This is a genomic window from Peribacillus sp. NPDC006672 (assembly GCF_050274955.1).
Classification (GTDB): Bacteria; Bacillota; Bacilli; order Bacillales; family DSM-1321; genus Peribacillus.
On sequence record NZ_JBNNOR010000002.1, the window covers coordinates 290,097 to 309,551 of the forward strand.

The 19,455-nt window shown below is 41.1% G+C and carries 18 protein-coding genes; 9 read left to right on the forward strand and 9 right to left on the reverse strand.

Annotation, left to right across the window (positions count from 1 at the left end; all coding sequences use genetic code 11):
* Window positions 1-12: 12 nt before the first annotated feature.
* On the reverse strand, window positions 13-1,287 hold the full coding sequence (locus ACQKKK_RS04765; protein ID WP_427614452.1) for an MFS transporter: 1,275 nt from the start codon (window positions 1,285-1,287) through the stop codon (window positions 13-15).
* 352 nt (window positions 1,288-1,639) lie between these two features.
* Entirely contained in the window at window positions 1,640-3,232 is a 1,593-nt protein-coding gene (locus ACQKKK_RS04770; protein ID WP_427614454.1) for a long-chain-fatty-acid--CoA ligase, read from the reverse strand.
* 223 nt (window positions 3,233-3,455) lie between these two features.
* Here ACQKKK_RS04770 and ACQKKK_RS04775 point away from each other — a divergent pair, with 223 nt between their 5' ends.
* The 6 genes from ACQKKK_RS04775 to ACQKKK_RS04800 all read left to right on the forward strand — a co-directional run bounded on the left by ACQKKK_RS04775 (window position 3,456) and on the right by ACQKKK_RS04800 (window position 5,423).
* Window positions 3,456-3,677 carry a spore germination protein gene (locus tag ACQKKK_RS04775; RefSeq protein WP_387596356.1) on the forward strand — a complete coding sequence of 74 codons (222 nt, stop codon included), beginning with the start codon at window positions 3,456-3,458 and terminating at the stop codon, window positions 3,675-3,677.
* Between the two features lie 22 nt (window positions 3,678-3,699).
* Window positions 3,700-3,912, forward strand: a complete 213-nt coding sequence (locus ACQKKK_RS04780; protein ID WP_427614456.1) for a spore germination protein GerPB — start codon at window positions 3,700-3,702, stop codon at window positions 3,910-3,912.
* Between the two features lie 76 nt (window positions 3,913-3,988).
* Window positions 3,989-4,600 carry a spore germination protein GerPC gene (gerPC, locus tag ACQKKK_RS04785; RefSeq protein ID WP_427614457.1) on the forward strand — a complete coding sequence of 204 codons (612 nt, stop codon included), beginning with the start codon at window positions 3,989-3,991 and terminating at the stop codon, window positions 4,598-4,600.
* Window positions 4,590-4,769, forward strand: a complete 180-nt coding sequence (locus ACQKKK_RS04790) for a spore gernimation protein GerPD (protein ID WP_260283961.1) — start codon at window positions 4,590-4,592, stop codon at window positions 4,767-4,769. The genes gerPC and ACQKKK_RS04790 overlap by 11 nt, the downstream gene beginning before the upstream one ends.
* Window positions 4,770-4,786: 17 nt before the next feature.
* A complete protein-coding gene (locus ACQKKK_RS04795) occupies window positions 4,787-5,182 on the forward strand; it encodes a spore germination protein GerPE (RefSeq protein ID WP_427614459.1) in 396 nt (131 codons plus the stop codon).
* A 22-nt stretch (window positions 5,183-5,204) separates the two neighbouring features.
* The gene (locus ACQKKK_RS04800; protein WP_427614460.1) at window positions 5,205-5,423 is read left to right on the forward strand and encodes a spore germination protein; all 219 of its coding nucleotides are present in this window, start codon (window positions 5,205-5,207) and stop codon (window positions 5,421-5,423) included.
* 44 nt (window positions 5,424-5,467) lie between these two features.
* Here ACQKKK_RS04800 and trpB read toward each other — a convergent pair whose 3' ends face one another.
* The 5 genes from trpB to ACQKKK_RS04825 all read right to left on the reverse strand — a co-directional run bounded on the left by trpB (window position 5,468) and on the right by ACQKKK_RS04825 (window position 15,388).
* Window positions 5,468-6,631 (reverse strand): tryptophan synthase subunit beta, encoded by a 1,164-nt coding sequence (gene trpB, locus ACQKKK_RS04805; RefSeq protein ID WP_427614462.1) that lies wholly within the window; start codon window positions 6,629-6,631, stop codon window positions 5,468-5,470.
* Window positions 6,632-6,760: 129 nt separating this feature from the next.
* A complete protein-coding gene (gene addA, locus ACQKKK_RS04810; RefSeq protein WP_427614464.1) occupies window positions 6,761-10,495 on the reverse strand; it encodes a helicase-exonuclease AddAB subunit AddA in 3,735 nt (1,244 codons plus the stop codon).
* Window positions 10,488-13,985 carry a helicase-exonuclease AddAB subunit AddB gene (gene addB, locus ACQKKK_RS04815; protein ID WP_427614466.1) on the reverse strand — a complete coding sequence of 1,166 codons (3,498 nt, stop codon included), beginning with the start codon at window positions 13,983-13,985 and terminating at the stop codon, window positions 10,488-10,490. The genes addA and addB overlap by 8 nt, the downstream gene beginning before the upstream one ends.
* Before the next feature lie 191 nt (window positions 13,986-14,176).
* Window positions 14,177-14,740: a signal peptidase I gene (lepB, locus tag ACQKKK_RS04820; protein WP_427614467.1), complete on the reverse strand. Its 564-nt coding sequence runs from the start codon at window positions 14,738-14,740 to the stop codon at window positions 14,177-14,179.
* 33 nt (window positions 14,741-14,773) lie between these two features.
* Window positions 14,774-15,388, reverse strand: coding sequence for a TVP38/TMEM64 family protein (locus ACQKKK_RS04825; protein ID WP_427614468.1), 615 nt, complete (start codon window positions 15,386-15,388; stop codon window positions 14,774-14,776).
* Between the two features lie 292 nt (window positions 15,389-15,680).
* On the opposite strand from ACQKKK_RS04825, the gene ACQKKK_RS04830 reads away from it, so the two are divergent.
* Window positions 15,681-16,055: a hypothetical protein gene (locus ACQKKK_RS04830; RefSeq protein ID WP_427614799.1), complete on the forward strand. Its 375-nt coding sequence runs from the start codon at window positions 15,681-15,683 to the stop codon at window positions 16,053-16,055.
* 951 nt (window positions 16,056-17,006) lie between these two features.
* Here ACQKKK_RS04830 and ACQKKK_RS04835 read toward each other — a convergent pair.
* Window positions 17,007-17,264 (reverse strand): hypothetical protein, encoded by a 258-nt coding sequence (locus ACQKKK_RS04835; RefSeq protein ID WP_427614470.1) that lies wholly within the window; start codon window positions 17,262-17,264, stop codon window positions 17,007-17,009.
* Window positions 17,265-17,600: 336 nt separating this feature from the next.
* On the opposite strand from ACQKKK_RS04835, the gene ACQKKK_RS04840 reads away from it, so the two are divergent.
* Together ACQKKK_RS04840 and ACQKKK_RS04845 are read left to right on the forward strand one after the other, a co-directional pair.
* Entirely contained in the window at window positions 17,601-18,440 is an 840-nt protein-coding gene (locus tag ACQKKK_RS04840) for a ComEC/Rec2 family competence protein (protein WP_427614472.1), read from the forward strand.
* A complete protein-coding gene (locus tag ACQKKK_RS04845; protein ID WP_328114163.1) occupies window positions 18,441-18,659 on the forward strand; it encodes a DUF3006 domain-containing protein in 219 nt (72 codons plus the stop codon).
* Between the two features lie 176 nt (window positions 18,660-18,835).
* On the opposite strand, the gene ACQKKK_RS04850 is transcribed toward ACQKKK_RS04845, so the two are convergent.
* Window positions 18,836-19,399 carry a competence protein ComK gene (locus ACQKKK_RS04850; protein ID WP_427614474.1) on the reverse strand — a complete coding sequence of 188 codons (564 nt, stop codon included), beginning with the start codon at window positions 19,397-19,399 and terminating at the stop codon, window positions 18,836-18,838.
* Window positions 19,400-19,455 lie beyond the last annotated feature (56 nt).

The following is a 19,455-nucleotide window of genomic DNA, read 5'->3' on the forward strand; positions in this document are numbered from 1 at the left end:
TTAACACCACTTCTATAACCTCATTGCTTCATCTTTAACCACTGTGGCCGATTTTTGCTTTTTTATTAGTATGACAAACAAGCTACCCAATAAGCAAAAGATTCCTGCAAGGAAGAATGCCCATGTATAGGAGTTGAATATTTTGAAGAGAAGCCCCCCGCCATATGCCGCCACTGCTGCACCCGCCTGATGCGCCGCGAATATCCAACCGTATACAATCCCGCTTTTCTCCAATCCAAAGACTTGCCTTGAAATGCTTATGGTCGGAGGCACTGTAGCTATCCAATCCAAGCCGTAAAAAACGGAGAAGATGATCAATAGCGCTATTGAGCCTTCATTTAGCGCATAAGGAAGCAATACGAGGGAAGCACCTCTTAGACCGTAATACCAAAACAACAACCAACGGTTATCAAAACGATCTGATAACCACCCGGATACAGTCGTACCAATCAAATCAAAGATCCCCATGAAAGATAACAGTGACGCTGCCGTAACAACGGGTATTCCAAAACTAATGCAGTAAGAAATGAAATGTGTGCCGATCAAACCGCTCGTTGAAAGTCCACATATAAAAAAGCTTCCTGCCAATAACCAGAATTCCTTTACTCTCACTGCTTCAATTAACGATTGAAAAGCCATACCGATGGGGTTCTTCTTTTGGACTGGGGCAGCCTCTTGGATTTCTTCTACTAATCCATATGGAAGAATGCCAGCTTCCTTCGGATCGTTTTTCATGAATAAAAGGATGATTGCCAGCATGATTAAGCAAAGGACCAAAATTAAACCAATTGCCCATCTAAAAGAGTAATCTTCAATGATGATTGCTAAAACCGGAAGTAAAATGAGCTGACCTGTGGCCGTACTTGCTGTTAGTATCCCGACCGCCAGCCCCCGCCTCCTTTCGAACCAACGATTTGCCACATATGGGCTCAATACCGTTAAAAACACTCCAGACCCCGAGCCAATGATAATCCCCCAAATTAGAATGAGCTGCCACTCATGCTCCATGAAAAAAGTGAGGAAAATCCCTGCCAATAAAGTTGACATGGCCAACACCATCATTTTCTTTAATCCAAGCACTTCAATTAGAGCAGCCATGAACGGACCCGATAAACCATAAAGAAAAAGACTTATAGCGAAGGCTAAAGAAATGACGGACCGGTCCCACCCGAACTCATTTTCAAATGGTACGATGAATACTCCTGATGATGATCTAACGATTCCGGCTACAATAATCGAGAAAAATGTAATGATTAGAATCACCCAGCTATAATGAATACGTTTCAATGTTCCCCCCCACAATCCAAAAACTCTAAAAGTAAACATGATGAAAAAAGAAAAGTTATAATAATTTGAAATATTTTATAATAGTAACATTTTATCGTTAAACAGGAAGTTTTATTTATCGAAACTAATTCCATTCATTATCTTAAAAAGTCAAAATGAATGAATCTGATTATGATGGCCTTTATCAAACAATGGCATGAGTTCCTGTGGCTGTGATTACGAAAGGGGACATTCATCATGGTCAAAGGTCAAAGGGAACCCCCACCTTCATTTCCCGTCAGGATCCATATCACACCAGATTGAATGGCCAAACCGAAAAAACGCTGATCACTTCTGATCAGCGTTAGCGGGCTCAATTGACGAATCTGCCTGTTTTCCCCTTAGATTCCCAGTAATCGTTACGTAGATGGATTTTTTGTATTTTTCCCGATGCCGTTTTTGGAAGCTCATCGACGAACGACACACTGTTGACTGATTTAAAATGGGCCATTTTTTCTCGTGTGAAGGTCTTTATATCATCCTCTGTTAATTCCACACCCATTTTTAGCACAATGAAGGCATGCGGCGTCTCTCCCCACTTTTCATGCGGAACGGCAATGACTGCCGCTTCAAGAATGTCCGGATGTTCATAGAGTATTCCTTCCACTTCTATGGAAGAGATATTTTCTCCGCCACTTATGATTATATCCTTTTTGCGGTCAACGATATCAACATTTCCATTTTCATCGATTGTTGCCATATCCCCAGTATGCAGCCATCCATTTCTCAGTGTCTGGTTGGTCGCTTCTTCATTTTTCCAATAACCTAACATCACACCATGACTGCGGACGATGAGCTCCCCGATGTCCACACCATCATGGACTACTTCCTCACCATTTTCATGTACAACCCTTACCTCACTGCCTATGATGGGATATCCGGCTTTCGCCTTCATTCTATATTTTTCCTTTTCCGAAAGATCATCGAATTCAGAACGAATCAGCGATATCAAAGTTACCGGTGTTGATTCAGTCATTCCATAAATTTGAATGAATTCCCAGCCTAACTCTTTTTCTACCCTTGTAACGAATGCAGGGGGCGGAGCGGAACCCGCAACAACAATTCGGATATCTTGCTCAATCACCGGAACATTCCGCTCATAATATTGAAACAAAGAATTCAGAACCGTTGGTGCCATATGCATAATGGAAACCTTATGCTTCTCAAGTGCATCAAATATTGTTTCGGGTGTGGTTTTCCTCAAACAAACTTGAGTGGCACCATTTGCCGTATAATAAAATGGGGCACCCCAACCATTTACGTGGAACATCGGCAGTACATGCAAATATGTATCGCGGTCATTGACTCTGAAGTGATGCATCGCACCTAGGGCATGCAAGTAATTGTTGCGGTGGGTCAGCATCACCCCTTTGGGATTTCCTGTGGTCCCGCTTGTATAAAGAAGGCTCGAAACATCATTTTCATCCACTGTCTCCCGATTAAAACTCCTGTTATCATAACTTTCCAGCCAATAGTTGTAATCGATTTCATTTATCTCTTCACCTTTATAATGTACAATTATGTGTTCCACCGATTCAAGTTCATCCTTGACAGGATAAATTAGTTGATACAATTCCTGATCTACGAAAAGAACCTTGGATTCACTATGGTTCAAAATGAATAAATAATCGGCAGGCTTCAAGCGGATATTCAATGGAACGATTACGGCCCCAAGTTGAAATACTCCATAAAAGCCTTCAAGCATTTCAATTGAGTTAGGTGCCAAATATGCCACCCTATCACCTTTTTTGACTCCAAGATCCCTTAAACCATTTGAAAGCTGGTTTACACGGCCGTTCAACTCTAAGTAGGATAAAACCTTGTCATCTCCAATAATGGCTTTCTTATCGCCATATAGTAAGGCTGCTCGATCTAAGAAATGCGATAATACTAATGGTACGTTCATTTCCTCACCCCTCATTTTATTTAAAAATTCTGAATTAATAAATATTTTACCATATCTGTTCCCGTTCATTCAATGACATCCTCACCTGTTATACAACAATAAATTGATAGGCAGATGAATCACATCAATCTTGAGTTTACATACAATACATTGATACTCCCTTCAGTGTAGGCTCATTGCCTAAGATTTAAGGGTAAAACCAGAATAAAAAAGGGTGATTTTCTTGCCGGCCATCGTAGGAATCGTTCAAGTCATCAATGCCAGTAACAGTGGAATTGTCCATATTGGTGACGTCTTTAAAATTAGTCCATATTCCGTTGCGAAAACTTTTTCGGGTGCTGGCTCGTTTAATACAGGTGAATCCATATCACTATATAATGCCTATAGCACCACAAATACAAATGATACAGATGGTATTGATCAGCCACTGGTCTTAAATCTCTAATGTTTTTAAGAAAGGAGTCAGCATGATCTTCAATATTCAACAGACCATACAAATCAATATGATAAAAATTCAAAGCATCGCCAATTCATCCGTTTTTCAAATAGGAAGTGCCGGGGTGATTAAACCATATTCCACATTAGCCAATACCGGTGGATTCACTGAGCCTGCTCCCGGAGTTGCAGCTGATGTAACCCCAGTAACCAGTTTCGTCCCATTTAATCGGCCTAATTCATAGGCATTCACCTACATCCAGCTTTTTCATATACTGTCATAAATGAATTTATCTTATTGTGAAGGCGAGGTGTTGAATCGTGAATCAGGATCTATATTCGTACTCCATACAAATGCAGTGTTTTCTTGAAGCCCAGGATAAACGGATCATGAAACTTGAACACGAACTCAAACGCCTGACAGATGAACTTGCCGAACTGAAAAACAAACCGCCAATCCATGTAGATAAAATTGAATATAAATTCGATCAGCTAAAAGTCGAATCTTTAGATGGAACGTTGAATATCGGTTTAAACCCCAATGATCTAAACAACATTGATGAATTTGCCGTCAACAACCAACCCGTTCCACCTGCTCCGAACCTATTTCCAGGCAGAGAAATCGTTGTCCAGGAAATTCACAACGATATACTTTCAGACTTGGAAAATATGATCCACGATGTGGAAACCCAGGTAAAAGTATCATTGGAACCCTCTTATCATGACTTCATTAAGCAGGACGTCGAACGCCAGCTTCATCAACGAATCAATATGTATTTCGATAATCTTAATTATGCGGAACGTGCACCGGAGCAACGGGATAATATCAAGGAAAAAATCAAGGAAAAGGTAAAATCCGATATTCAAGCTGCATTATTTCAATTCATTACCCATTCACAAGCCGAGACAGGAGGAAATCCAAATGGAGTTTAATGTAATCAATCACCAGCTTTGCGTAGGTGAAATTAAAGTTATCGGTGTAGCAAGCTCTGCTTTATTTCTAATAGGGGATGTGCAAACGGTTCAACTATCTTCCGCATTCGATACACCTCCAGAATCCCTTATCATCGGACCAGTCGTCCCATTTGCTCCAAAAGGATAAAAGAGATGTTTTCAAGAATGTCAAAAGTAAAGTCTATATCTACCAAGACAATTCTTTTTAGCTCCACCATGCAGATTGGAGACTGTTCTTATATTGACGGAAAATCATTTGCCTTGGCAATCCAGAAGAAAAGCGAAACTTTCGATTCAGTGGATGTTTACTTCGAAGACTATGACATTTTTAAGAAACCAATTTATATCCCTAGATTGAATGAACCCGTCATATCAAGATTTTCAAATCCGAATCCCTTTATTCGTGTTGGCAACGTCGACATAATCGGGGTATCAACTTCATCTGTTGTCGGTGTGGGGAATGTCGGTCATATACGTATGGAATCCAGAGTGAAACACATTCGGGAGATTTCTAAAAAAACCGAAGAGAAACTAATTGAGGGTTCAACCACCACCGCTTAAATTTTAAAAGGAGGGAATTCATATGCCAGCTATTGTCGGTCCAGTCCAAATATTCAACGTCGCGGAAGGAAACCTGTTATTCGGGGATGCAGCCGTCATTTCGCCGAAATCTTCCAACAAAACTGTCACCGGGTCTGGTTCATCTAACACAGGTGCAATCGTCTTTACGGCCAATGGGCTGAATGGAAGCAATGTCCTTGATGTCAATGGGGTTGACCAACCCATTGCAGGGAATAATTAGTCAAAGAAAAAGCCTCCTATATCCGGGAGGCTTTTAAGTTTGGCCTATTTTACTATCATGTTAAATACTTGCTCCACATCTTTATCACCCCGTCCTGACAAATTAACAATCAGGATGTCATCTCTTGTTAACTCTTTTGCTAACTTCATGGCGTAAGCTAGAGCATGCGAGCTTTCAAGAGCTGGGATGATCCCCTCTGTTTTGGATAACACCTGAAAAGCCTCAAGAGCTTCTTCCCCTTTTACCGTCACATACTCCGCCCGTCCGCTTTCTTTCAAAAAACTATGCTCGGGTCCAACACTTGGGTAATCCAAGCCGGCTGCTATGGAAAATGTCGGTTTTGGCTGCCCATGCTCATCCACTAACGTCAAACTTTTGAATCCGTGCAATACTGCCGGGACACCTTGCGAAATACTTGGGGCTTCAATTGGTTCTACACCAATTAAACGGACATTTTCTTCTTTGATATAATGTGCAAAAGCTCCAATCGCATTGCTTCCCCCTCCTGCGCAAGCAATGATGGCAGTTGGGAGCTTTCCTTCCTTTTCAACGATCTGGCGTTTTGATTCTTCACTTATGATTGCTTGAAAATGCTTAACGATCGTTGGATAGGGATGCGGGCCTACTGCTGAACCAAGCAAGTAAAAAGTATTTTCATAGTTTTGCACCAAATCATTTAATGCCTCATCAACGGCATCCTTTAATCGCCCCTGTCCCTTTTCGACCGCTATAACTTTTGCTCCCAACAATTCCATCCGAAAGACATTCAATGCCTGCCTCTCCGTATCCAGCTTACCCATATAGATTACACACTCTAAGCCAAACATCGCACATGCTGTCGCAGTCGCTACACCATGCTGTCCAGCGCCAGTTTCTGCGATGATGCGGTTAGCACCCATCCGTTTAGCGAGCAGGATCTGTCCGATCGCATTATTAATTTTGTGAGCACCTGTATGATTCAGATCCTCACGCTTCAAATATATTTTTGCCCCTCCAATCTTTTTCGTTAAATTCTGTGCATGAGTCAACGGGTTTTCGCGTCCGACATATTCTTTCAGATAGTATTGAAACTCCTCAATGAATTCCGGGTCATCCTTATATTTCAAGAATTCCGTTTCTAAAATATCCATTACTTCCTGTAGTTCAACCGGTACAAAGCTTCCACCGAACTCACCAAAGTATCCCTTGCTCTTGATCTCACTCGCCATACTCTACTCTACTCCTTTAAAAGGTATTTTTTCTCTCCTAGTATATAGTAACTTTTTATATTTTTTCAAACTATTCTGTTTATTTAACGGAAAAAGAGTGTCCCTCATCAAGGGGACACTCTTTCTCTCTTATACTTCCAATAAATGCGATCCGTCAAAGAAAAACAAGTAACGGCTGGTTACTTTCTTATTCAATATCCCTTCAACAGCCCTCGTATATAGCTGAAGCTGCATCCGGTATCGATCGGCAAGGATCTCTTTTGCCCCTTCATACCCGCTAGCAAAACGGCCGGTGATTGTATCCGTTTTATAATCGAGTAGCACAAGACCTTGTTCATCCTCAAAGATACAATCAATCACACCTTGGATAAGGATCTCCTCTTCGCCAGTTGTCCAATCGCTGTAAGCCTCTTTTGCAGGCACCGACATCATAAATGGCACTTCACGGCGAATACTCAAGGCCTTCTGCATTCTTTGGCCGATTTCACTGTCAAAGAAATCGACAATCGTTTCCGGATCCACAGCTTCTTTCTGTTCCTCCGTCAACAACTCTCGTTGAATCAAGTCTACCATCAGTTCCTGAATCGATTGTATGGTAATCTCTTTAGATAGATCAATATGCTGCATGACTAAATGTGTAATCGTCCCCCTTTCAGCTGGTGTCAGTGACTTTTCTTGCATGAAAGTGGGCCGCTTCGTGATAGGACGCTTAAATTTACGTAACAACTCCGTGGAGCTTTGCTCGTCCTTCAGTTCATATTGACGTTTTAGTTCAGAAACGGATTGTTTGGAACGATACACCGTCGCCTCATGCTCAGGGTACTTCCATTCGAGCTGTTCCTTGATATCATCATAAAACTCGGAAACCATACCGACCTTCTCTGATTTTTGGACATGATCGAGTATTTGCTCCTGTACCAGTGCCTCTTCCTCGTCCAGAACAGCAAGCTCTTCACTCGGAATGACGGAAATGGACCAAGTCGATGGATGCGACTCCATTTCCAAGCCAAGACAAGCAGCACCAAGGGAATGCCGATGACGGACAAGGGATGGACCAATCCAATCAAGATAGCTTTTTGCACCTGCCCGTACATAGTCCTTTAAAAGCCACTCTCCATGTGCCGCATTACTTGCCCAGTTCTGCTGCGTTTTTTCTGCATCATTGATGCTGGCAATTAAATAAAGCTTTTCCTTAGCTCTAGTTAGCGCCACGTAGAGGACCCGCATCTCCTCGGCAATTAATTCAAGCTGCTTTTTTTTCTTAAAAGCCAATTGAGGGAGGGATGGATAAGTTATCCGTAATTCGGAATTCACATACTTAGCCGCAAAGCCATAATCCTTATCCAGTAAATACGGCTTGCGTATATCCATCATATTGAATTGCTTGGAAAGACCGGCAAGAAAAACAATCGGGAACTCAAGACCCTTTGACGAGTGAATCGTCATCAGGCGGACTACATCTTCCTGTTCCCCTAAAGCCCGGGCTGCCCCTAAATCATCTCCACGTTCTTGCATCCTTTCTATGAAACGCAAGAAACGGAACAGACCGCGGAAAGAACTTGCTTCATATTGCCTTGCCCTGTCATACAACGCTCTTAAATTGGCCTGACGCTGTTTCCCCCCCGGCATCCCTCCTGCAAAATCATAAAACTGCGTTTCGCGATATAGAAGCCAGATCAAATCTGATAATGCTTCCTGCCTGGCAAGCTTCCTCCACTTTACTAGCTTTTTATAAAAAGTTGAGGCTTTTTCATAAAGCCCGGGATGTTCTTCCGGGTCACTCTTTCTGTAAAAATCAGCTAATGCTTCGTAGTAGCTCCCTGTATGGAATAAACGCACCTGTGACATTTCTTCTTCATCCAACCCGACGATAGGTGAACGGAGAACGGAAGCCAATGGGATATCCTGCTGCGGATTATCAATCACCTTCAATAAGGAAATCATGATGGCCACTTCGGTCGCTTCAAAATACCCTGTCGACAAATTGGCATAGACTGGAATCCCCTGCTTTTTAAATTCCTCCATGATTTGCGGTGCCCATGGCATCGAACGAAGAAGAATGACCATATCACGATATGTGGCGGATCTGTACTTTTTTGTTTTCGTATCATATATCCGATGCTTTTCGCCTATAGCCTTTTTAATGAGCTTAGCCATTTGCCTTGCTTCAAGCTGCGCTTTTTCAAGTTCCTCAGCCTCAAACCCGCCATCCAATCCTTCCGTTTCCGCATGAGCTTCCGAATCGGCTGTTCCATCAATTAAATGGAGTTCAATTGGATTGGGATCGTCTTCGGGATATGGGGCACCTTTTTTCAATTGGGCATCTTCATCATAATCAATCTCACCGACTGTAATGCCCATCAACTGTTGAAACAAGAAGTTCGTCCCATCGAGAACTTCCTTTCGGCTCCTGAAATTGCGGTTTAAATCTATTTTAAGTCCAGATTCAACACCATCATGGGTAAAACGTGTGTACTTTCCAAGGAAGAGATTCGGTTCCGCAAGCCTGAACCGGTAAATGGACTGCTTGACATCACCTACCATAAACAGATTCCCATTATATTCTCCGTCAGCCGTCACCAGTTTTAAAATGGATTCCTGAACAAGGTTCGTATCCTGATACTCATCTACGAGAACCTCTTTGAACTGATTCCTGTATTCGATGGCCGCCGCTGAAGGTTTTCGTTCACCATCCACAATCTCCCCTGTCAAAATCCGAAGACAATAATGTTCCAAATCAGCAAAGTCAACTAAGTTCTTTTCTGCTTTTGCAGCGAAGAATCTATCGTCAAACTGTTTAACAAGCATTACAAGTGTATCGACATAACCCTTGAGCTCCCTTATATCGCGCAGATAGCTTTCCGGTTTTCGGGAAAATAACTCTTCCTGTAACGATTTGATGATCTTCTTCGCCTTATCGCGATACTTGGTAGCCTCATCAGATACTTCCTTGATAAAATCTTCACCAGTAAGCCGTTTTGCCGTTCCAAATTTCACATTTTGGATTTCTTCATAAAGAGAATTCCAGGATTGGTCTTTCACTTCCGAAAGTTTAGCAACCAGGGCCAAATCGGCTAAATAGTTCTCAGCCCTTGGTGCCGGCCCCCCAGGGACTTTTGTCAACGCAAGCGACCGTTCCAATAAATCCCTGGCAGTGTCCAGTTGTAAACCAATATCGAATTTCAATGAATCGATAAACGAAAGATCATCAATCCCATCATCATCAGCCAACTCATACATGTTAGCTGCACCATTGAGCCATCTGTCCGGATCAGGATTCGATTGCGAGAAATCATACAGCGATCGAACTATATTCTGAAGTGCATCATCATTTCGATCGCTTGTAAAAGCATCAACCAAATTAAAGAACTCATCATTATCACTTAGGCCATACTGTTCCTCGAAAAGTTCTTCCATCACTTCATCACGAAGTAGCTGAATTTCTGTAGAATCTGCAATCCGGAAGCCCGGGTCGATTTCCGTCAGGTAATAATACTTCCGGATCACCTCTAAACAAAAGGAATGAAGTGTGGAAATTGAAGCTCGATTAATCAAGCTCAGCTGCTTACGCAGATGCTGTGAATGCGGATTTTCATTAATCGCTTTTTCTAATGCCTCGCTTACCCTATGGCGCATCTCGGCAGCCGAAGCATTTGTAAATGTAACGACGAGCAGTTCATCAACATCGATTGGATCTTCTTCTGAAATGACTTTTTGGATGATCCGATTGACCAGCACCGCTGTTTTCCCTGAACCTGCAGCCGCCGCAACCAGAATGTCCTGATCTTTAGCCCATATCGCCTTCCACTGATCTTCCGTCCAGGTCACGTCTCCTGGCAGAGCAGGGATTTTCGTTTTACTCATCGCTCTCCCCCTCCCCTCTTAATAGCTCAAGAACATCATTTTGTTTCTTCTGTGCTAAATTTCTAAATTGATTCTCCTCCAGTGACTGGTCGAATTGACATACCGATTTAAAGGAACAGAAGGTGCACGGCGTTTTTTCCTTCAATTTATATGGCGTTATATCCACATCACCATCGACCATTCGATCACCAGCCTCCTGATAAACGCGGCGCACATGATGATTCAGAAGCGAAAACTCTTCCCTGCTGGCTACTTTGGAAGCCGCGAGGAGCGAACCATCCTTTTTAAATCCAGCTGGAATGATAACCGACTTACCTGAATTTTCAATATCAAGCGAAGTATCCATCATCTGAATGACATTTGAATGATCCAGTACAAGTCCATTCATTTTAAAACTTTTATAAATTTCTTCTTCAATTTTATCCAAACTGAGCATTCCCTTTGATTTGACAACAGGATTATGCACATGAAAATACAAAACGCCGGCTGGAATAGCTTCCTTTCCTATTAGCGACTTCGAATGGGTGACGACGATATCAAGGTATGTCAACATTTGCAGCGCAAGTCCATAATATACTTCACTCATGTTCAGTTCCTTTTCACTCGACTTATAATCGAGCACACGCAAATAGACACCCTCACCTTCTTCCGCTTTATCCACACGGTCGATCCGCCCGATCAATTCCATCTTCGTACCGTTTTTCAATGTGAAAGAAAGTGGCGGCAGCTCTCCATTTTTTCCGAATCCGAGTTCTAACCCAATTGGAGCAAAGCCGCTCACCTTTGCATGTTCACTTAATACGATTGAGGCCCGTCCAATCACGTGTTCCAGTTTCCTGCGTAAATAGTGATGGCGGTTCGTACTTAACAAAATCTGATTTTGAAGTTTAGGAGCAAGTTTCTCCACAGCAATTCTTGCCAACTCCAAGCATTGTTCCTTCGTCAATGCAGACCAAGGAATCTCATGTTCCTTTAAGTAATCCGAAATCATTTTCAACGCTCCGTGGAACATCTCACCAATATCCGGTGCATCCAAACGGAAAATTTGCCTTTCCCTCAATTTCAAGCCATGAGCGGCATAATGGGAAAACGGACAGCTATTGAACATTTCCATGCGGGATACACTCGTAAGAATGCTCTCACCATATAATTGCTTGCTTGTTTCCTCTGATAATTTCTTTGTTCCATTTTGATAAAAAAGGCTCGATAAAACCTTGGTTGCTGAAGGACCGGCCTTTTCATCCTCCAAAATGGAATTATAAACATCCCACCAAAGTGAATGGATTGGATAGTTCCTTTTTTTCAGCTGCAATTGGGCAGCCAGGTACGATAGTGCCACATCATAATTCGCCGCATATTTCACCTGTTCCTCAGCAGATAAATCGGATGGATCGTTCATATAATACACATCGGAAACGTTAGGCAATACGTCCCTTACCCTTTTCAAATAGGATGAGGGTAAAAGTGCCTTTCCTTCCTCATCGGCAAGCGGATATGATAAATAAAGTGCCTCAGCAGGTGTAGTAAAAGCTTTATACGCAGTAAACTCCTCATCAAGGAGGCGCACCTTTGAACTTGGAGCAACATCAAGTCCACCAGACAGCAGCACCTCACGATCACTATCTGAAAATATTCCGTCAGATAAAGCCTTACCTGGCAAAACCCCTTCATTCAAGCCGATGACAAAAGCTGTCTTCACATCATCCAGGCGCGATAAATCGAGATTAGCGACTAGGACTTGGTCAATTGCCGGCGGTACCAAAGAAAATTCAAGGGACTCCAGACCAGCTTCAATGATTACCGCAAACTGTTTCATTGAAAGCTCTTCCCCGCTCAGCAGTTCAACGAATTGGTCTAGTAAGTCGACAACCGCATTCCACGTTTGCTCATGCTCTCTAGCCGATACCAAATCACCCGCTTCTTCTGCCTCCTGTTTCAGTTTTTCCAATTTTTCAGGTACATGCAATTCCTCAAGATATAGATAAAGGGCCTCACACAATTCCCTGCCATTAGCAGCCTTTTTAACACGTTTTGATAGCTTTAAGATGGGTTCGGTAAATAATTGCTTCATCTCATTCAGCTCTTGCTCAAGCTTCATTTCCTTATCCGTCTGGTTCCGGTCCTCCAGTTCCAGTCCGCGGAAACGCCGGTAGGTCCAACGATCTTTGGACGTCCACCTGCTTCCTTTAATTCCACGGGCCAGCACATAGTTTTCTAGCTTATCAACCTGTTCGCGCATCCTTTCGTTATTTTTTTGCAGCGGAAATAGGAGCTCCGTCTTGATTGCACGAAATACCGGCTCATAACGCCAATATCCATTGATGATCTCCAAAGTGGAACGAATCAGTTCGATCAGAGGATGATTCAGCATGGTCCGTTTGGAATCGACGAACAAGGGGATTTGATAATCCCGAAAAACGGTTTGTAAAATATCTGCGTATGCCTCTCCATTACGGACTAAAATCGCAATATCACGGAAACGGTGCTGTTTCTGTCTGACGAGCGTCAAGATGTCCCGGGCAACTCCTTCAATCTCAGCTCTGCGGTTAACTGCCTGGGCAATCGTTACATCAGGTGACTGCCCAAACGTCCGTGCAGGACGAATGTCAAAGTTAGTTTCCAGATGATTCAGCCCCGCACTCTTTCCAAACCTTTCCGTCCCTTTTAAAACTCGATCTTCTGAAATGGGTATACCGTTCCTCAATCCAGCCTGATAAAGGTTATGGTACAGATTTCCCGTTTGCCTGAACAATTGCAAATCATCCGGAGCATATTGTCTGTAGGGCTGATCTAACGTCAGCGAGACCGTTACGCTCCTGCACAGCTTCATCATTTCCTCCACAATCAACAATTCCTGTGGCGTCAAGCTATAAAAACCATCGATATAAATATCCGCATTCCTTATATATGAAGACTCAGACATTTTCTCGATAAGCAAAGTGAAATAGTCTTCGGAATCTAAGTATTTGCCAACCATTTCATCCTCAAATGCCTGATAGACCAATTCAAGGTCATGCAGTTTATCCTGAATGCCGCTGCCGGAGGGTGATGTTTCGGTCAAATAGTTTTGAATGTCATCCGGTTTGATGCAATACTGCTTGAACTCAGCCAGCATTAGCTCCATCTGTGCAATAAATCCCTGCTTATCAGCAGATCGACGAAACATCTTTAACTCTTCTTTTTTATCCTCCATGATTTTCCGTATTAACATATTAACGCCAACGCTGTCCAAATGGAGCCGGCTCATACCCCCAGTTTCCTGAAGAACACGCCAAGCAAGCCTGCTAAAACTGAAAACCTGCGTCCGGATCATTCCGGCAAGGCCTGGTGTTTTAATTAATTTATATTCAGATAGAAACGTCATCTGATCAGGAACGAGGTAGATAATTGGATTGCCTTCGGGATTTTCTGCCAATTTGGTGCGGATTTCGCCCAATATATTCGAAGTTTTCCCTGCACCCGATCTTCCCAGTAAAAAACGGAGTGACATCTCTTTTTCCCCCTTATACAACATAATATCTAGATCCATCATACCAGAAATACCTTCGTCCTTTTGACTAGGTTTCTGTTTCCAATTAGATTTACATTCTATTATTTTACCGTTTCCCTTTAAAAAACACCAATCGTACGTTCGTGTTTCCCCAAAAAGAAAAAGCCCTGATAATTTTCGGGCTTCCGCAATCATTCACCTGTAAATTTATTATTGAATTCTTTGATCGGCCAATATCGAACATCGACTTTACCGACAACATTTTCAACTGGAATGTAACCAAAGTGACGGCTGTCCGCACTTTCAAGGCGATTGTCACCCATGACAAAAAGCTTGCCCTCCGGGACGGTGGTCATATCCGTCAATTCTTTTAATGTAAAATCGCCCGTAAAATCCTGTCCCGGGAAACCTTCCTTGTATTTCTCAAGATAAGGCTCATCCACTTTCTTACCATTTACGTAAAGCCAATCATCTTTATAACGAATGCGGTCACCTGCAATCCCTATAACTCGCTTTACATAATCTTCCTGTGAATTCGCATGAAAAACTACAATGTCAAAACGGTCGATATCCTGAATCTGGTAATTGATTTTATTCACGACAAGTTTATTGCCGTCTTCAAGGGTCGGCTGCATCGAATCCCCTTCAACATCATAGCTTGAAAAGAAAAATGTACGGATTAAGATGTAAATAACAAAAGCTATCATGGCTGCTTTTATCCAATCGGATAAAGAATTCTTGTTTGTTTTTTCCATCTGATTCAACCCCTACTACATTTATATACTAATTTATTGTCCTTCTTCTCTCTTCATACTTTTATTTAATCGGACTTCCAGTCTTTTTCCCACATACCATAGGATAAAGATGACAATCCCGATAATGATCGTACGTACAGGCTTATGTATTAAGGATACCAAATCGTAACCTACGAAGCTGATCGTAAAAATCATCACCGCTTTCCCTCCAATGACTGCAAGTCCATATTGCAAGGGACTTACCTTTGAAAGTCCTGCCACAATATTCACGATGGCCGACGGTGTAAAGGGGAAGCAGAGCAGTATGAACAAAGGACCGAATCCATGGCTTTCCACCCAAACCATCAACCTCTGCACCTGCTTATGTTTTTGCAAAAATCGAAAAAACCTCATTTGACCATATCTTCTAATAACTAAAAAGACCAAAAAAGACCCCGCTACTGCACCAATCCAAGAAAATAAAAATCCCCACCAAAGACCGAAAGCCGTTGCATTTGCAAGCACGAACACCACTAAGGGTAAAAAGGGCAAAAAAGCTTCCAGCATCGGCAGTAAGATTCCGGGAATTGGACCGAATGAGCGATATTGCTGAATAAGCTCCGATATATTATCAAGTGTAAACCACTCACGTATAGTATCCAAATCCATAATTATCTCCCTCGGCATGCTACTATCAAAGCAGCATAAACTTATTAAAAACCGTTTATTTTAGATATATCACTTTCCCCTGAAATTGCAAGAATTATTATCCATATATCTTCATACTTTCCCTATCTCAGGAAAACATAATCTTGTTAACTAAAATTTCATCATTTATCAAAACTTCTTGCATATAAACTGAAAATACATTAGGATAAACAAACAGGAACAAGTGTTCTTGTTTTAACAAAGTATACATATTAATATTAAAAACGTGCTTTTTTAGAAAGGAGCGGTCATGATGACCCGCATTCCAGAAGATGACCGAAATATGATTGAAAAAGCCATCTACCTCCCTATGGTTATTACAGTCTTAAACCGGGATCTCAAGGTCATCGAAATTAGTCCGTTTAAGTTAAAAAGGCCCTATTCGGAACTAGTCGAGCATATATTAAAAGTCGTTCAGGACGATCTTGCCGAGGTACGGCGCTATTTGCGCAAAGAGAATATTAAAGTTAGTGAAATCAAACGCGATGAACCCTTCACGATGTATTGTTTTTTATATAAAGGATATGAAGAACATCATAATTATTTCAATCCCCGCCTTCGGAACAAAACCGAAGACTTGTTATGTTATTACTTTTTAGAAAGAAGTCATCGTCCCAAGAAAATTTAGCGGAATTAGCTTAGTTCAGACATCCTCCTAAACATAAAGGGAATGATAGATGATTTCCTTCACTGCCTTTAAGAAATGTCTGCCACGGATTTCAGATAGTTAATATCTTCTTCTGAGAACACCTTTTCCTCTCTATACATTACACAAAGAGTTCCGAATACTTCCCTTTCAAATCTTATAACGTCACTCCTAAAAAGCCTCTTACGTTTAACTGATTTGTTACTTCTAATTCTCTTGTTACGACACCCATCCTTCATTTAATATATCTTTTTCCAATATTATTATTTTAGGGTTAGCTCGACATTTTTGCAAAATTGTTATATGCCTACATTTGAATAAATGAATATGTTATCCATGTTCTATATTTAACTTGGTCATTATTACAGGCCTTTTATATAATGGGAAGATGAATAAAACGGCAAATTAATGGAATCTCTTATAACCACTATCATTATGTATAAAAAACCTTTGTGAACACTTTGTGAAACATTGAATATAACAGTTGGAATAAAGAGGTTATCTATTATATTATGAAGTGAATCACTAACAAACTTATACCCCTTTGTTTGATCGTGAAAAGTTTCTCCAATCCCCTTATTTCTTATTAAAAAATCATGCAAATGTATTATTTTCATGGTTTCAGACTGTAGACAAACTCGATGAAAATCGAGTTTGTCTACAGTTTTTTTATGGCTTGTACAATTTGAACGTTGATTGGAACGTAGGGCACTCGCTTTCCGCGGGCGGTCCGCCCTCGACTTGCTCCTGCGGGGTCTCCCTTAGACGCGCTTTTCCCGCAGGAGTCTCGCACCTTCCGCTCCAATCAACTTTGTTATAAAATTTAGATAGAACATCTTTTGCCTACAGTCTTTTTTAAATTACTACCTTGATTAGCAATACCCTTACTACTAATTTCTGACTCCACTTTCGCCATTGAAATTAGCTGTTCCTTTAACCCAGCACTATTAACCGTATTATAAGGTACTTCCCCTGCCAACAACAGTTGGTTTTTAGGTTTGTATGGCATAGGTTAGGGATAGAGGCTAATTCTTTTGCCTTCGAAACACCTTTAACTGCAGCTGCTTTTGTAGTCGCTACCCCTGTCTTCGTTACGGCTCCTGCCCCTTTTGTTCCTACTACTGATGTGACGACTGTTCCAAGCGCATAAGAAACCCAGTGTGCCCGAGAAGAGGCATCACCATTTACCATATCCGTTCATATGAATCCGAAATGGAATTTGAAATATATTTATAGGTTTTAATAGGGTGAATGGTCGAATTGACCACACCTTCAATGGTTTCCCCAGGGTCTGTGACAAAATCCCAAACTTAGTTTCTATATTTATTCAGGAAAGGAAGGGGATTCACCAAACAATCAATCATATATACCTAGGAATATTTAACTATTTTTTTGTTAAGTTGCTAAATTTCGATACTTACAATTCCTATTCTTATTATGTAATGAAGTGTTTGTTCCCAAAAAAATTATTTCAAAATCCCCATTTCCCTCCTTTCTCATGATAAATTAATACTCGGAGGCGAAAAAATGAAAAAACTTAATATTCTACTAGTAGCTGTTCTTATTTTATCATTCTTTACAGGGATCAAAACAACTGAGGCAGCATCAAATGTGAAGGTACACTTTATCAACGTTGGACAAGGAGATTCCATCCTTATTCAAACCGGTAATGAAAACGTTTTAATCGATGGTGGCGGTAAAGGCAAGGGCGACGAGATTGTTGCCTACCTAAAAAAACAGAATGTGAAAACTCTTAATGCCGTAGTTTCAACTCATCCAGACGCTGATCATGTGGGTGGATTAGCTTATGTAATTAAATCGCTTAATGTAAAATCTGTGTATGCACCTAAAGTTTCTCACACTACGCAAGCATACAAAGACTTTTTAACAGCTGTTAAGAAGAAGAAACTTACAATAAAAAAAGCGACGACTGGCGTAGAAATTACAACGAAGGCAAAGAATACTTCATTAAAATTCATTGCACCTGTTAAAGACTATGCTAAGTCTGATTTAAATAACTGGAGTGCTGTTCTTTTACTTAAACACGACAAAAAGACATTCTTGTTTACTGGTGACGCTGAAGAGAAGTCTGAAAAAGATATGCTGGCTAAAAAGCTAGTACCTAGTGTGGATGTGCTTAAAGTTGGCCATCATGGCGCAAAAACATCATCAAGCTCTGCTTTTATTAAGAAAACAAAACCGAAATACGCAATAATCAGTGTAGGGAAAAATGGATACGGGCACCCTACTTCTACAGTAGTAAACCGATTAAATTCGGTGAAAGCTAAAATATATCGTACAGATAAATCAGGTAACATTATTTTTACTTCTACAGGTCAGAAAATTACTGTAAAGACGGTGAAATAAATGGTACAAGGAATTATTGATCGCTTCGAAGGAAAGATTGCGGTCGTTGAAATCGATGGTGGAGATATGAAGGATTTTCCTAAAAGTTCTCTTCCTAAGGGAGCCAAAGTAGGAGATATGCTGATTATCGATGGTGATAACATAACCATTTCCAAAGAAGGCACTGAAAAATTAAGAAAAGAAATTGACGATTTAATGGATGAGTTATTTGAAGATTAATTCTGGAGCCCTTCTCAAATGAGAAGGGCTGTATTTGTACAATAATCCCTTTTGCTAGAGCAAGCATTTTTCATTATATCTTCTGATATGTATGATCGTATAGAAAGTATAATACTTGACATACCATTAAGATATACATTCATGGTACCTTTATCAAATACTCTACCCTTTCTTCTCTACCGCGGATTATACTTTGACATCATCTCTGAAGCTTTTCCCCCATTTGCATCGGTGAACAAATAGAAAGACTTTCTCTTTGTTTCCTCAATCCTCTGGATCAGTTTCGTTTTTAAAAAAGATGTCCGGTGCAGCTGGTTTTCGAAAGAACTGCATGATACTTCTATATCGATGGTTTGTCTATTCCTGAATGTGATGGTTGTATGTTTGGAATCCAGGCGATCATAGGATACCACATGCTCATGTGATAACCAGATGCATTGAGGACGCAACGGAGATGTAGTTGGAAAGAAGAAGATTGAACTGGTCGGATCAATTGCGATCGGTGCTTTATGTGTGATGTTTATGAGCTGTTTCGTGCCTTGTTTGCGTCCTTCATAACTTGATCCGAAAAACTCACAGCTTTTCTTTACAATTTCCAAAGGTTTAAAGGGGGAGATGAACTCGTCCTCCATTTCAACGATACGGGCATATATTTTACTTCCATAATTGATTGGTGAAACCATTAATGTATAGGGCGTGATTTCATATTCTTCGATGATTCCCTGACTGTTTTCCTTCATTTTCAATCCACCTCTTCCTCATTGCATTAAAAAGTAAAACTATAAACACCCTTTTA

Bases quoted from the DNA above. Each gene is read 5' to 3' on its own strand.
- ACQKKK_RS04790 (WP_260283961.1), top strand. From the start codon at position 4,590: ATGGAGTTTAATGTAATCAATCACCAGCTTTGCGTAGGTGAAATTAAA.
- addA (WP_427614464.1), bottom strand. From the start codon at position 10,495: ATGAGTAAAACGAAAATCCCTGCTCTGCCAGGAGACGTGACCTGGACG.
- lepB (WP_427614467.1), bottom strand. From the start codon at position 14,740: ATGGAAAAAACAAACAAGAATTCTTTATCCGATTGGATAAAAGCAGCC.
- ACQKKK_RS04780 (WP_427614456.1), top strand. From the start codon at position 3,700: ATGATCTTCAATATTCAACAGACCATACAAATCAATATGATAAAAATT.
- ACQKKK_RS04850 (WP_427614474.1), bottom strand. From the start codon at position 19,399: ATGAAGGAAAACAGTCAGGGAATCATCGAAGAATATGAAATCACGCCC.
- ACQKKK_RS04770 (WP_427614454.1), bottom strand. From the start codon at position 3,232: ATGAACGTACCATTAGTATTATCGCATTTCTTAGATCGAGCAGCCTTA.
- trpB (WP_427614462.1), bottom strand. From the start codon at position 6,631: ATGGCGAGTGAGATCAAGAGCAAGGGATACTTTGGTGAGTTCGGTGGA.
- ACQKKK_RS04800 (WP_427614460.1), top strand. From the start codon at position 5,205: ATGCCAGCTATTGTCGGTCCAGTCCAAATATTCAACGTCGCGGAAGGA.
- ACQKKK_RS04795 (WP_427614459.1), top strand. From the start codon at position 4,787: ATGTCAAAAGTAAAGTCTATATCTACCAAGACAATTCTTTTTAGCTCC.
- ACQKKK_RS04845 (WP_328114163.1), top strand. From the start codon at position 18,441: ATGGTACAAGGAATTATTGATCGCTTCGAAGGAAAGATTGCGGTCGTT.
- ACQKKK_RS04835 (WP_427614470.1), bottom strand. From the start codon at position 17,264: ATGGTAAATGGTGATGCCTCTTCTCGGGCACACTGGGTTTCTTATGCG.
- ACQKKK_RS04825 (WP_427614468.1), bottom strand. From the start codon at position 15,388: ATGGATTTGGATACTATACGTGAGTGGTTTACACTTGATAATATATCG.
- addB (WP_427614466.1), bottom strand. From the start codon at position 13,985: ATGTCACTCCGTTTTTTACTGGGAAGATCGGGTGCAGGGAAAACTTCG.
- ACQKKK_RS04840 (WP_427614472.1), top strand. From the start codon at position 17,601: ATGAAAAAACTTAATATTCTACTAGTAGCTGTTCTTATTTTATCATTC.
- ACQKKK_RS04830 (WP_427614799.1), top strand. From the start codon at position 15,681: ATGACCCGCATTCCAGAAGATGACCGAAATATGATTGAAAAAGCCATC.